Raw genomic sequence first — 13,712 nt, 5'->3', positions numbered from 1 at the left:
GAATCGTAGCGTCGAGGGGTTCATAAGATGACTCCCTACCTGTAGTCGAACAATCCCACAGGCCGAGGCCGCTGCTCTGGGAGGCCCAGCCACGAGAATGGTGCGATCTGTAAATTCCAGCGCAAGGAGATCGATCTTCTCCGCCGATATTGCCGCCCAGGGGTTGCAGCACGTCGAACGATACACGGGGTGGACCGGGGTTATGACAACGAGGCCTACGATGGGGAACCAAGAGCCGGAAGCCATACACAACGCTGCGCGCGCCACCCACCAGCTGATGCTGGGGCCTCTTGACGAAGACGTCAACGAACAGGTCTTGCGGGAAATCTTCGGGGCTGACATAGACCATGAACTACTCGACTTTGCAGCTGGCGCCGGCGGAAACCCTCGGCTGCTCGCTGAATTTGCCATCGGGCTGGTCGAAGAGGGACTCGTAAAGGAACACAACGGAACGATTCAACTGACTGGACGGCGGCTTCCGCCTCGCGTTCTGGAATTTGTGAAGCACCAGTTGGGCAATCTGAGCACGAACTGTCAGCAGTTTTTGAAGGTCGCCGCAGTACTGGGGAGATTCTTCATGCTGGAGGATGTTTCCAGAATGCTGGATCGATCCCCTGCCACCTTGCTTCCGCCGTTGGATGACGCAATAGCCTCGGGCTTCGTGGTTACGGTCGAGCATCGATTCGCGTTTCAGAGCGATTTCCTCTTGCGGGGTGTCATCGAGTCCATACCTGGTCCCGCGCGTGGAGCGTTGCGCCGTGAGGCGGCAGGTCATCCCGCGGGAAGCACAAGACGTTCACAGGCATCCGATCGGCGATCCTGGGTGGCCGAGCGTCCAATGTGGGTGGCTGAGGGACCCGCGGAACCGCCCCACGGGGTCAATGAAGAAGCTGGTGAAGTAGTCTCACGGGCCCACAGCCTGATCATGAACGGAAAGGTGGCAGCTGGAATACGTGTCGCGGAGCGCGTTCTTTCCGACCCGGGCAGTTCGACCTCCGCGCGGCTTGATGCGGAAGCATCTGCGATCTTGGGTTACTCCATACTCGGCAAGGAAGAACCCGAGAAGCGTTCCGAGAGGATTCTACGGGAACGGAGCACTGGATACGGAGACGTTGCCGCGTTGATGGCGCTGACAACACTATCCAACACCCGCTGGCGCGTTGGGGAGTTGACTGAAAGCCTCAGCCTGGGTTCTACCGCGGTGCGATGCGGCGATAGCGTTGATCCAGTTTGGCGTCTTCACTTCCAGTTGGCCCTCGCTGGAAAACTCACAAGCATTCGTGAATTCGACAGGGCCGAATCGCTGATCAACGAGGCGGAAGCCGGCCTGGCCGGGCTGTCCACACCCGTCTGGGCTGCTGCGCCCGCGACAATACGATCCTGGTTGTATCTCCAGGCCAGACGATTCGGCGACGCCCGCCGAGAGGCCGAACTGGCGACTAGCGCAGTGGGATGGGACGCTGTTTCCGTGCTCCGGCCTCTTGCATTCTCCGTGCTCAGTACTGTCTCTCTGCACATGGGGAACCTACCCGCAGCTGAAGAGCACTTGCAGCGGATGCGCAGCGACTCGACGGGTGACAGAGCGGCGCTCTACTCCGTGCAGTACGCCTGGACAGAAGTGTGTGTCGCCGCCAAGAGAGAAGGACCTGAAGCAGCAATCGAACTGTTGTCCGGTAAATATGGCTATCTCCCGACGCAACGGAGTCTTTATATAGAGGATCCTGGTGCCGCGGCATTCCTGGTCCGCCTCGCACTCGATATGGGTGACACCAACCTCAAGTGCCGTGTTCTCGAAACAGTGGAAGGCCTCGCGGAGGACAACCCCGGGATTTCGGTCATCAGCGTGAGCGCCATGCATGCGAGAGCGCTAGCGAATAGTGATCCGGCCGCGCTGGTGCGCATCATCACACGGTTGCCGGATCCAATCATGGTCGCCCCGGCGACAGAGAAAATTGCCAAGTTCTGTGCCGAAAAATCTCCAGGAACGAGACAGCAAGCCGCTTCGACCTACCCAGATCCGCCGCTTGCGAGTTCCGAAAATGTCGGCCCGGAGTTAAATTCCGCTCATTGGGAAACTCTCTCCGAAATGGAGCGACGTATCGTTTATCTGGTGAGTACGGGACTGACGAATCGCCAGATTGCCAAGAAAGTCTACCTATCGGCACATACCGTGAATTACCATCTCAGGAAGATCTACAGGAAGCTGGGTATCAACACCCGTGTCGAATTGGCACGCGGAGTCGCGATCTATTCTCTCGCCGATCAAGGGGAAGCGGGACTTGGGCAGGGTCGGCAGTGAGGCCCACCGGCCGGTGTGCTGCACGGTCGGTGGGCAGGTCGGGACAAACCCATCGGGGGTGACCGTCGGCGGGCCGATGCCGCGAGGCCTCCGCGCAACCGCTCGCGCGGATGGCCACCCTCCGAAACCTCGCCGCCGGCACGCTGCGAACTTTCAGCCTCACGAAAATCGCCACCGGTCTCAGCGAGATGTCCTACGATAGTTTCAGCCGACCGGTGGCCCCCATCGGCCCAGCCTGATCTGGGCTACAGCGTGGGCTGGAAGAGCTCGACCGGGTTGCCGCAGGGGTCGTCAAGCACGATCTGAGAACCGCCGACCCCGGTGACGATCTCGCCTCGGAACTTAAGCCCGGCGGCCTGTAGCCGCTCGACCTCGGCGTCGATGTCCTGCGTCATCAGGAGGATACGGTTCCAGCCGCCCGGCTGCGGCACACGTCCGTCGGGCATCGCCCGTGCGCCCGAGCTTCCCGCTCCACTCAACACCAGTCGCAGACGGCCACGGGTGAGTGCGGCGAAGGCAGGGACGGAGCTGAGCTGCACCGCGAACCCGAGATGGGTGGTGTAGAAGTCGATGGCGGCCTGCATGTCGTCCGCGAAATAGCGGACACTGACCACGTCTTCAGCGCTGTCGTGCATGACGGGGCACCTCCTGTGTCTGGCGCCGTCCATACGATCAGCGCCGGCAGGTCGTTCATTCACGGTGGGGCCAGGACAGGTCCCACCCGGATGGTCGCAACCGGCGAAGCCCAACGGGGATGAGCCTCGCCGGTCGATGCCCAGCTTGCCCTCCCGGGGGCAACCCGTCATCCCGCGAACGGATGCACTTCGCACTACTGCCCATGCCGCAGGCAGTGCCCGAATACCGCGTGCGTGGTATCCCCCCGCTCGTCCGCCAGCACGATTCACTCACAACCCGAGTACCGCTACGGTGCGTGCATGAGCAGCACTGTACGTTTCAGTGTCCGGGCTGATGTCAGAGACTGGGCGATCGCTGTCGGCGTGGCGGCAACGCTGCTGATCACCGGACTGTCCGCGGAGCACTCGGCCTCGCGTCCCCACCTGCTCGGCTACGTGCTGCTGGCGGTCGGCGGCCTGGCGCTGGCCGCCCGTCGACGCGCTCCTCTTGTAGTCCTGGCCGTCACCGGGCTGTGCGCTGTGGGCTACCAAGCAGCCGGTCTGGACGTGCCCGCCGTTGCCTACCTGTTCGCGGTTTACGCGGCCGTGCGAGCGGGGCACCGGAGCATCACCGTGGCGGCGTCCGTGGCCATGCTGGCTGCACTGCCTCTGGCTGCCCTGGCCCAACTGCACAATCTGGGCGAGGCATTGGCTCAGGGCCGGGGCGCTCTCGAAGGTGCCTGGCTGATCGCTGCCGGTGCCGCAGGCGAAGCGCTGCGGCAGGCCGAGCGGCGGGCGGATGAGGCAGAGCGCACCCGGGAGGAGACCGCGCGGCGCCGCGCCGACGAGGAGCGGCTCCATATCGCGCGGGAGCTGCACGACACGCTCACCCACCAGATCTCCGTCATCAAAGTGCAGTCCGAAGTGGCCGTCCACTTGGCCCGGAAGCGCGGCGAGCAGGTGCCGCAGGCCCTGCTCGCCATTCATCAGGCCGGCCGTGAGGCGTCCCGGGAACTGCGCGCGACCCTGGAGGCGCTGCGCGACGACAGGAAGACCCCGCCGCACGGCCTCGACAGCGCGCCGGCGCTGGTGGAGCGAGCCCGCAAGGACGGCCTGGACGCGACGCTGACGATCGTTGGGCAACGCTGCGACGTGCCGGGAGCGCTCGACCGGGCCGCCTACAGGATTGTCCAGGAGTCGCTCACCAACATCGCCCGGCACGCCGCAGCCTCGAAGGCATCGGTACGGATCGACTACGGTCCCAGCGCCCTTGCCATCCGGGTTGACGATGACGGGAGGATGAAACCGGGCGCCGTCCCGAAGCCGGGCGTCGGGCTGATCGGGATGCGCGAGCGGGTCACGGCCCTCGGCGGCCGGCTGCGCACCGAGGCACGCAGCGAAGGGGGCTTCTCCGTCCAGGCCGAACTCCCCCTGGACCGGTCCTCATGATCCGTATCCTGCTGGTCGACGACCAGCCGCTACTGCGCAGCGGATTCCGCGCGCTCCTGGAGGTCGAGGACGACATCGAGGTGGTGGCCGAAGCCGCCGACGGCAGGGAGTGCCTGGCTCTTGTCCGGGAACACCTGCCCGACATCGTGCTCGTCGACATCCAGATGCCGGTCATGGACGGCATCGAGGCAACCCGGCACATCGCCGCGGACCCGGCCCTGTCCCACGTGCACGTCGTCATCCTGACCAACTACTGTTTCGATGAGTACGTCTTCAACGCGTTGCGCGCCGGCGCCGCCGGGTTCATCGTCAAAGACATAGAGCCGGACGACTTCGTGCACGCAGTACGGGTTGCCGCCCGTGGCGACGCACTGCTCGCCCCTTCGATCACCCGCAGTCTGATCGACCGGTACATCGCCCAGCCACTGCCCAAGGAAGCGGACGCTGAGCCAGCGGGGCTGACCAACCGTGAACGCGAGGCCGTCATCCTGGTAGCGCAGGGCCTGTGCAACGACGAGATCGCCGACCGCATGGTGATCAGTCCCCTGACGGCCAAGACCCACGTCAACAGGGCCATGGCTAAGCTGCACGCCCGCGACCGCGCCCAACTCGTGATCTTCGCGTACGAATCCGGTCTGGTGGCCCCGCCAGTCCGCTGACCTCTACGACTCAATGAGGGGCGGACTGTTTCCCGAAGGTCTCCCGTCGCCGCTCCCTCTTCGCCCATGTCCCGATGGTTTCCGTCGCCTGTTCGACGTTCAGAATCGGATGGCACGGCGAAGTGCAGTAGCAGCGCACCTCGTCGTCGCCCCGCACCGGTCCGCCGATTCATCTGACCACTACCCACACGAGTAGTGGGCAGCACGGTATGCCGCGATTACCGTCATGACAAGCCGATCACATGCCGGAAGGGAGTGGGACGCACCGGACCACTGTGAGAGTACGCATCCCAGTGTCGCCAGCACGCGGTGCGTGGCGTCCGCGTATTCCGGTCGCCGTCTGACCAGGCCGCCAGGCCAACCCCATCCTCGGCAACGCAGGTAGTTCCTTCTGCCTGGTGGTGCGGTAGACGCGAGGCCGAATTCATTGATCGCACATTCGCACAGTGCAACTTTCTAGTAGTGCTGCGATTCGGACCCTCGCGCAAGCGTCCATACGCAAAAGTGCAGAGCCCACGCGCTAAGGAAGAAGAGGACACAACCCATGACCGCGTTCAGGCGTTCTCAGGACTCAGAATTCTCCCCTCGGCGCAGATCGCTGCTGCTCGGTGGTCTCGGCGGTGTCTCGACCGCGGCACTGGGCACGTGGGGTCTCAGCGGAACGGCCTCCGCCGATGAGCCGACCGGTCCGGCGGCGGAGTCCACCAGCTTCGACTTCGACAACGGCGTCTTCATCCGAGACTTGATGCCCGGGTTCCGTCCGCTCCACGACACCATCGCCCCGATGGACGTGACCGTTCTCCACCGATTCATCCATCTCTCGACGACGGCATGGTTCGACGCGACAGCGCCATACCATCCGACCGCTGTCGGCGTGCACTCCCGGCTGGGCCGCCGCCCCACCAGCGAGGCCGCCACGAACCGGAACAAGAACATCGCCGCCCTTTACGCCGGGCTACGCGTAATCGAGGGTGTGGAACCTGGCAGAGAGACGGCCTTCCGGGACCTTATGACCGAGATCGGCCTGGATCCCGACGACATGTCTGAGAACCGGACCAGTCCCATCGGCATCGGCAACCTGGCCGGCAAGGCAGTCGTCGCGTTCGCCCGGCAGGACGGTATGAACCAGCTCGGCGACCTGGGCCGCAGGTACAACGGCCAGCCCTATCAGGACTACACCGGCTACCAACCCGTCAACAGCGCCTTCAAACTGGCCTACCCCTCGCGCTGGCAGCCGCTGCTGTGGACCCACAACCGCCGCCTCGGCGGCGGAGCAGGCGACTTGGGAATCTTTACCGTCCAGCAATTCGCCACACCGCAGATGGGGCGGGTCAAGGCCCACACCTACAAGAGCCCGAGCCAGTTCAGGCTCGCCCCGCCCCATCACACCGACGTCACACGGGCCAAGGAGTACAAGCGCTCGGCGGATGAGGTCCTTGCCGCGTCGGCCGGACTCACCGACGAGCTGAAGGTGAAGGCGGAGTTCTTCGACAACAAGATCCTGGGCCTTGGCCTCTCGGCTGCCGCCGCGGCCATGGCTCACGAGGACGAGCTGGACTTCGACGGCTGGGTCCACCTGATGTTCACGAACACGGTGGCGCTCTACGACGCGTTGATCGCCGCCTGGTACCAGAAGACCGTGTACGACGCGGTGCGCCCCTGGAGCGCGATCCGGCACGTCTACGGCACCGCCAAAGTGACCGCCTGGGGCGGCCCCGGCAAGGGGACGGTCAACGACATCCCCGCCAACGAGTGGACCAGCTACCTGAACCTCGGCGACCACCCCGACTACCCATCTGGATCCTCGACGCTGTACTCCGCTCAGGCGCAGGCGGTGCGGCGGTTCTTCGACGACGACAAGCTCAACCTGGCGCACACTCTCCCGGCCGGCATGTCGTTGGTGGAACCAAAGATAACACCCGTCCGGGACGTCGAGTTGCGCTACACAAACTGGACCGAGTACGTCTACGACGGTTCCCATAGCCGGGTTTGGGGCGGGGTACATTTCCTGCCGACGGTTGAGAAGTCCGTCGAGTTCGGTGCGCAGTTCGGTGACCTGGCCTACGAATTCGTGCAGCGGCAGGTCAACGGCGACGTCGCCTCCTGACCGATTGGCCCCCTGGTCGACCTGACGGGCGGTGTGGTGGGCATCACCGCACCGCCCGTATTCGCGTGTCCGCGCGTGCGGATGCGTAAGTTGGCCAACTACGCCATGGCGCATTATTTCTGACGGAGCGACGTAGATGTTGGCGGAACTCCGCTATCGGGCGTTCCGGAAACCTCTTGCTTCCCGCGACCCCGCTACCCAGACGAGTAGTGCGCAGGCGACGCACAGCGAAAACCGGCGTGACTAAGGGCGGTCCCGTAATCCCCGGCGGGCGTGCGACGACAGCTACGGCGCCTCGCGGCGTTGTCGGGCTCGTCCGAATACGACCCGGTATGAGGACGACCCTCCGCCTGGCGAACCACCGTATCTGACGCTGCATGCTGTTCCACCAGGGATCGCGGGACAGCCCTTAGCCGATCCATAACTGATGTGAGTTCATCTCAGAATTGAGCGCCGTCGCGGGCATCACGCGATCGCGTGATGCCGACCCCCGGGGTACTGCCGCAGGCTGATTCCGACGCCAGCCGCTCACCCGTCGAGGAGTGCGATGCACACCGTGGTCCGCGCAAGGCCCGCGGACCAGGCTGCGGCGGCTCCCTCGCTGCATGCGTGCATCTCGCCGCCCGCCAGCCTGGTCATCTGGCATTGCCACTCGCCGTTCCCAGTCACCACCACCCCGCCTCGTGCGGGCGAAACCATGACGAGGAGATCCCGTGAAGCTCTGCTGGATCGATGTACGCCCGCTTCAAGGCCCGGTGAAGGCAGCGGTCCTCGAGGAGGCGGTGCACCAGAGGGTCGACGCGATCGTCACCGACGACATCGCCGACCTCTCCGCACTGCCGCCGACAGTGAAGAAGGTGCTGTTGCTGCGGGAGAACCCGATCCCCGAGGACTTGACCGGCGCCGAGATCGTGGTCGTCGACACCGACAAGCACGGCTCCACCGCCGAACTGACCCAGCGCTACCCCGAGGTGCAATGGGGCCGCTACGTAGAGATCGTCGACGCGGACAGCCTCGAGCAGGCCTGCCGATCCGGGCTGAGCGAGGCGTGGAGCGTGCTGGACTTCCGTGACCCGACGAAGATCCCGCTCGAGATCGTGATCGCTGCGGCGATCAAGGGCGAGGGCAGCCTCATCACTGTCGCCAAGGACGTCGAGGAGTCCCAGATCATCTTCGGTGTCCTGGAGCTGGGCTCCGATGGTGTGATGCTGGCGCCCGTGCAGGTCGGCGAGACCACCCAACTGGTCGCCGCGGCCGCGGAGCAGTCCCCGGACCTGGCGCTGACCGAGCTCACCGTCACCGGCATCCAGCACGTCGGCATGGGCGAGCGGGCCTGCGTCGACACCTGCAGCTACCTCGGCAAGGACGAGGGCATCCTTGTCGGCTCGCACTCCAAGGGCATGATCCTGTGCGTCAGCGAGACACACCCGCTGCCCTACATGCCGACCCGCCCATTCCGGGTGAACGCAGGCGCCATCCACTCGTACACCCTTGGCAAAGGGGGCCGTACCAATTACCTCAGCGAACTTGTCTCGGGCAGCCGCGTCACGGCCGTCGACATCACCGGCAAGACCCGGATCGTCACCGTCGGCCGGGTGAAGATCGAGTCACGGCCGTTGCTGCAGATCAGCGCCGTGGCGCCCGACGGCCGGGAGGTCGACCTGATCCTGCAGGACGACTGGCACGTACGCGTACTCGGCCCCGGCGGCATGGTGCTCAACAGCACCCACATCGAACCGGGCGACAAGGTGCTGGGCTACCTGCCCACCGAGGATCGCCATGTCGGCTACCCCATCAACGAGTTCTGCCGTGAGCAGTGAAGGCCGCGTTTGGGACTTCCACGCCAGGCTGATGCCAGGGCCTGACGCGGTCGAGCGTCAGCTCGCGGCCATGGACGCCGCGGGTATCACCCGCAGCGTCGTGGTCGCGGGCGGAGTGATCAGCCTGGACCGGATGGCCGAGCAGATCATCAGCGGAGGCCACATGGAGGTGGAACCGGACAACGAGAGAGTCCGACAACTGTGTGAGGCCTCCGACGGCCGGCTGCGGCCCTGCTGGTTCGGCAATCCTCACCGCGGCCCGAAGGAGTACCGGGCCGTGGCGGCCGGATACGCGGGGCTCGAACTGGCGCCCGCCGTGCACGGGGTGCGGCTCGACGATCCCCGCACCAGGCCCTGGATCGAAGCGGCCGGTGAGGCGGGGCACTCGGTATACGTCGTGCCGATCGGCCGGCCGGGCTGCGGAACAGCCGATCTGGCGACGCTCGCCGAGTGCTTCCCCGAGGTGGTCTTCGTGCTGGGGCACTGCGGGTTCATCGGCATCGACGCGCACGCCGTGAACACGGTGGCGCCGCTGAAGAACGTCTACGCCGAGACATCCGGCACCTACACCATCATCGCCCGGATCGCAGCCGAGCGGCTCGGCGCGGAGCGCCTGCTGTTCGGCTCCGACTACCCCGCACAGGCCTACGAGGTCGAGATCGCGAAGCTGCGGGCGCTGCGCCTGACCCCCACGGAGCAGCAACAGGTCATGTGGGGCAATGCCAGCCGCATCCTAGGAGAGGGAGCGATATGACACAGACCGCGACCCGGACGTTGCCCGATATCGGGGACTGGAGCAGCCCTTCGGAACTGCTCCGGTTGCAGGAGGCGAGGATCCCCGAAGTCCTTCAGTGGGCGGCGCGCTCGCCCTTCTACAGCCGCCGCTGGGCCGAAGGGCCGGCGCCGCGCACCACCGCCGACTTCGCTGCACTGCCCATGACATCCAAGCAGGACCTGCGCGACAACTACCCCTTCGGGATGCTGGGCGTCGACAAGGCGCGGCTCGCCACTTACCACGAGTCAAGCGGTACGGCCGGCCAGCCCACCCCCTCGTACTACACGGCCGAGGACTGGATCGACCTCTCGGACCGCTATGCCCGCAAATGGATACCGATCACCCGTTCCGATGTCTTCCTGGTGCGCACCCCGTACGCCCTGATGATCACCGGTCATCTGGCGCAGGCCGCCGCCCGCAGCCAAGGCGCGACGGTAGTGCCCGGCGACAACCGATCACTGGCGATGCCGTACTCACGCGTCGTGCGCGTGCTGCATGACCTCGGCGTCAGCCTCACCTGGTCGATGCCGACCGAGACGCTGATGTGGGCCGCCGCGGCGGAGGCCGCCGGCTACCGCCCGGACAAAGACTTCCCGGCGCTGCGCGCGCTGTTCGTCGGCGGCGAGCCGCTGAGCCAGGCGCGCCGGCAGTTGATCCGCCGGGTGTGGGGGGTGCCGGTGGTGGAGGAGTACGGATCCACCGAGACCGGCAGCCTGGCCGGCGAATGTCCCGAGGGCCGACTGCACTTGTGGTCCGACCGGGTGCTGTTCGAGGTGTACGACCCCAGCACCGGCCGGCTGTCCCGCGAGGGTAGCGGGCAGCTGGTGGCGACCCCGCTCTACCGCGAAGCGATGCCGTTGTTGCGTTACAACATCGAAGACCACGTCGAGGTCTCCGGCGAGGAGTGCCCGTGCGGTTGGCTACTGCCCACCGTCAAGGTCTACGGCCGGGCCGCTTTCGGCTACCCCGTCGGCCTGGGCGAGGTCACCCAGAGCTCGCTGGAGGACCTTGTCTTCCAACTGCCGATCGAGCACGGCGTGAAGTTCTGGAGGGCGAAAGCCGAGCACCACCGGCTGGTGGTGCAGTTGGAGGTCGTACCCGAACACGGCGATGCCGCCTGCCGCTTCGTCGCAGACACCGTCCAGCGTGAACTTCACGTCCCATGCAGCGTCCAGAGCGTCCCGCCCGGGACTCTCGTGCCCCTCTCGACACTCACCGGCGTGCACGACGTGGTGAAGCCCCGGAGCCTCTTCGGCCCTGACGAGGACTGGGACAAGTCGCTTCTCTACTACTGACGGACCTACCCGAAGGACTGAGCCTGTGATCGGAACCAATGACCACACCGCCATCATCGGCGCGGGCATCGGCGGCCTCACCCTGGCCGCCGCCCTTGGGCGCCGGAATTGGGACTTCCAAGTCTACGAACAGGCTCCCCAGCTTGGGGAGGTGGGCGCCGGCATCCAACTGACGCCAAACGCCGTGCTGCTGCTGCACCGCCTCGGACTCAGGACCGTCCTTGAGGACTCCGCCGTGACGATCGAGGCACTGGAGATGCGCCGCTGGTCCGACGGCCGTGTGCTGCGCAGTACACGGCTCGGAGCGGAGGCAGAAGAGCTCTTCGGCGCCCCGTACTACGCCGTCCACCGCGCCGACCTGCACAGCGCGCTGCTCGGCCTGGTCGACAGCGAACGGATCCGGCTGAACTCGCGCTGCATCGGGGTGGAGGAGCGAGCGGACTCGGTGACGCTCAGCTTCGCGGACGGCCACACCACGACGGCCGGCCTGGTGGTCGGCGCCGACGGTATCCACTCACGCGTCCGCGCCGAACTCCTAGACGACCGGCCACAGTTCTCGGGCGAGAGTATCTACCGCGGTCTGGTGCCCGCCGACGGGCTGTCCGAGCTCGCCGAGGAGCGGAAGGTCGTCATCTGGCTGGGGCCCGGCCAGCACCTCGTGTGCTACCCCGTCTCCGCTGGCAAGCAGATCAGTTTTGCCGCTACCGCCCCGGCCGGGGAGTGGTACGAGGAGTCCTGGTCGGCGGAGGGCAGTGTGGCGGATCTCCTCGCCGCCTATGACGGCTGGGACCCCACCGCACGCGATCTGCTGGCCGCCGCCGACCGCACCAGCCGCTGGGCGCTGCATGATCGCGATATCGCCGAGCGCTGGACGAGTACCCGGCTGGCGGTTCTGGGGGACGCGGCCCACCCGATGCTGCCGTTCTTCGCCCAGGGCGCCACCCAGGCCATCGAAGACGCCGCGGCCCTGGCCGTCTGCCTCGCAGAGGCCGGACCCGGTCCGAACGAGCGGCCCCGCGCCCTTGCCCGGTACGCCGAGGTACGCCGGCACCGCACCGATGAGGTGCACCGGATCTCCCGCGGCAACAGCACGATGCTCCATCTGCCCGACGGCGAGGAGCAGCGCCGCCGCGACACCGCCATGGCGGCCTCAGCCGACCCGCGCAGCCAGGAATGGCTTTACGGATACGACGCCGAAAAGGCACCCCAGGCCGTCGCCGTGCAGGGGCAGAACGCCACGAAAGGACCCACAAAATGACAGAGAACAGCCCGCAGTCCGCCTCCGTCGAAGTCATCGTGATCGGCGCCGGGCCAGCCGGATCCACCGCGGCTGCGGTGCTGGCCGAGGCGGGCCGAACGGTGCTGCTCCTGGAGCGGCGCTCGCTGCCGCGCTTCCATATCGGGGAGTCGCAACTGTGCTACACTGCGGAGCTGCTCAAGCAGCTCGGCTTGTATGACGAGGCGGCCGCCCAGGGCTATCCGGTCAAGCGGGGAGCGGAGTTCATCTTCCCCGATGGGAACTTCCGCCGTACCGACTTCTGTGACCAGGGCCCCGGCAGGCAACCGACGGCCTTCCAGGTCGAGCGCTCGCACTTCGACAACCTGCTGGCCCAGAACGCCCGCAGCAAAGGCGCACAAGTCATCGAGCAGGCCATGGTCCACGAGCTGCTCACGGACGACAGCGGCCGGGTGACCGGCGTCCGCTACGAGACCGGCGGCGAGTCGCACACCGCGCATGCCCTCTGGGTTCTCGACGCCGGCGGCAGGGCCAGCAAGGCGGCCCAACGATTCAACACCCGCCAGGAGATTCCCTGGCTTAAGAACGTTGCGGTGTTCCGGCACTACGAGGACCTCGACGAGAGCCAGAACCCCGGCTACGAGGGCGACATCCAGATCGGCGGCCACGCCGACGGATGGATCTGGGCAATTCCCATCTGGTCGGACGTGATCAGCATCGGCGCGGTCATGCCGCTCTCCGTGCTGCGCGCAAGCGACAGCCCCGAGGCCGTATGGAAGGAGCATCTGTCGCGCACCCCGCGGATCATGCAGCGCCTCACCGGCGCGACTCCACGCCCCGAGCTGCACGTAGAGACCGACTACTGCTACTACTCCGACATGGTCACGGGACCCGGCTGGATGATGGCCGGCGACGCCGGCAGCTTCATCGACCCGATCTTCTCGGGCGGCACCTGCCTGGCCGTCGCCACCGGCTTCCAAAGTGCCAAGACGATCGACCGGATGCTGGACGCGCCGGAGCGCGCCGAGGAGCTTCAGCAGACCTACTCCAGCCTCTACAAGACCGGATACGACTCCTACACCCGGTTGATCTCCGCGTACTACGAGTCCGGTTACCAGCTCGGCGCGTATCTGCGCAAGCAGGGCTTCTCGGTCGACCGCGACCCGTGGTTCGCCCGGATCCTCAGCGGCGACTTCTGGACCGACCAGAACCCCTTCACCCAGTGGCTGCGCCAGCAGCGCCGCTGGGACACCTTCGCGCCGTTCGAGCTCCACAACCACTGCCCGGTCTACCCGGAGCTCGACGCCGAGGAGCGGGCAGCTCGCGGCGGCCGCCCGGCGCCCGTCACCGTGAGCGCCGGATAACGGCGAGCGAAGAGCGCGCCTACCGACGAACGCCCCGCTGCGGCGGGGCGTTCGTCGTCGCGGACGTCCACGACAACCGGGGCCAGTCCGTCG

10 protein-coding genes are annotated in these 13,712 nt (G+C 66.2%); 9 read left to right on the top strand and 1 reads right to left on the bottom strand.

Annotated elements, in window-relative coordinates:
- The first annotated feature begins 220 nt into the window (after positions 1 to 220).
- Positions 221 to 2,299 (top strand): helix-turn-helix transcriptional regulator, encoded by a 2,079-nt coding sequence (locus BUE44_RS30685; protein WP_159450314.1) that lies wholly within the window; start codon positions 221 to 223, stop codon positions 2,297 to 2,299.
- Between the two features lie 245 nt (positions 2,300 to 2,544).
- On the opposite strand, the gene BUE44_RS30680 is transcribed toward BUE44_RS30685, so the two are convergent.
- Complete coding sequence (locus BUE44_RS30680) at positions 2,545 to 2,934, bottom strand: VOC family protein (protein ID WP_073502286.1); 390 nt, start codon at positions 2,932 to 2,934, stop codon at positions 2,545 to 2,547.
- 300 nt (positions 2,935 to 3,234) lie between these two features.
- On the opposite strand from BUE44_RS30680, the gene BUE44_RS30675 reads away from it, so the two are divergent.
- The 8 genes from BUE44_RS30675 (at position 3,235) to BUE44_RS30640 (ending at position 13,619) form a co-directional block, all read left to right on the top strand.
- Entirely contained in the window at positions 3,235 to 4,362 is a 1,128-nt protein-coding gene (locus BUE44_RS30675) for a sensor histidine kinase (protein WP_073502285.1), read from the top strand.
- On the top strand, positions 4,359 to 5,021 hold the full coding sequence (locus BUE44_RS30670; protein WP_073502284.1) for a response regulator: 663 nt from the start codon (positions 4,359 to 4,361) through the stop codon (positions 5,019 to 5,021). The genes BUE44_RS30675 and BUE44_RS30670 overlap by 4 nt, the downstream gene beginning before the upstream one ends.
- A gap of 544 nt (positions 5,022 to 5,565) precedes the next feature.
- Positions 5,566 to 7,128: a DUF6851 domain-containing protein gene (locus tag BUE44_RS30665; protein WP_235002626.1), complete on the top strand. Its 1,563-nt coding sequence runs from the start codon at positions 5,566 to 5,568 to the stop codon at positions 7,126 to 7,128.
- A gap of 713 nt (positions 7,129 to 7,841) precedes the next feature.
- Positions 7,842 to 8,948: a 3-dehydroquinate synthase II gene (locus BUE44_RS30660; RefSeq protein WP_073502283.1), complete on the top strand. Its 1,107-nt coding sequence runs from the start codon at positions 7,842 to 7,844 to the stop codon at positions 8,946 to 8,948.
- On the top strand, positions 8,938 to 9,702 hold the full coding sequence (locus tag BUE44_RS30655; RefSeq protein ID WP_235002624.1) for an amidohydrolase family protein: 765 nt from the start codon (positions 8,938 to 8,940) through the stop codon (positions 9,700 to 9,702). The genes BUE44_RS30660 and BUE44_RS30655 overlap by 11 nt, the downstream gene beginning before the upstream one ends.
- A complete protein-coding gene (locus BUE44_RS30650) occupies positions 9,699 to 11,018 on the top strand; it encodes a phenylacetate--CoA ligase family protein (protein WP_073502281.1) in 1,320 nt (439 codons plus the stop codon). Before BUE44_RS30655 ends, BUE44_RS30650 begins: the two co-directional genes overlap by 4 nt.
- Positions 11,019 to 11,043: 25 nt before the next feature.
- Complete coding sequence (locus BUE44_RS30645) at positions 11,044 to 12,276, top strand: FAD-dependent monooxygenase (RefSeq protein WP_235002622.1); 1,233 nt, start codon at positions 11,044 to 11,046, stop codon at positions 12,274 to 12,276.
- Entirely contained in the window at positions 12,273 to 13,619 is a 1,347-nt protein-coding gene (locus BUE44_RS30640; protein ID WP_073502280.1) for an NAD(P)/FAD-dependent oxidoreductase, read from the top strand. The genes BUE44_RS30645 and BUE44_RS30640 overlap by 4 nt, the downstream gene beginning before the upstream one ends.
- Positions 13,620 to 13,712 lie beyond the last annotated feature (93 nt).

The organism is Actinacidiphila paucisporea, assembly GCF_900142575.1.
Lineage (GTDB): Bacteria > Actinomycetota > Actinomycetes > Streptomycetales > Streptomycetaceae > Actinacidiphila > Actinacidiphila paucisporea.
The sequence above is the reverse complement of the archived record's forward strand: the minus strand, read 5'-3'. Positions and strand labels throughout refer to the sequence as shown.

Bases quoted from the DNA above. Each gene is read 5' to 3' on its own strand.
- BUE44_RS30685 (WP_159450314.1), top strand. From the start codon at position 221: ATGGGGAACCAAGAGCCGGAAGCCATACACAACGCTGCGCGCGCCACC.
- BUE44_RS30680 (WP_073502286.1), bottom strand. From the start codon at position 2,934: ATGCACGACAGCGCTGAAGACGTGGTCAGTGTCCGCTATTTCGCGGAC.
- BUE44_RS30675 (WP_073502285.1), top strand. From the start codon at position 3,235: ATGAGCAGCACTGTACGTTTCAGTGTCCGGGCTGATGTCAGAGACTGG.
- BUE44_RS30670 (WP_073502284.1), top strand. From the start codon at position 4,359: ATGATCCGTATCCTGCTGGTCGACGACCAGCCGCTACTGCGCAGCGGA.
- BUE44_RS30665 (WP_235002626.1), top strand. From the start codon at position 5,566: ATGACCGCGTTCAGGCGTTCTCAGGACTCAGAATTCTCCCCTCGGCGC.
- BUE44_RS30650 (WP_073502281.1), top strand. From the start codon at position 9,699: ATGACACAGACCGCGACCCGGACGTTGCCCGATATCGGGGACTGGAGC.
- BUE44_RS30640 (WP_073502280.1), top strand. From the start codon at position 12,273: ATGACAGAGAACAGCCCGCAGTCCGCCTCCGTCGAAGTCATCGTGATC.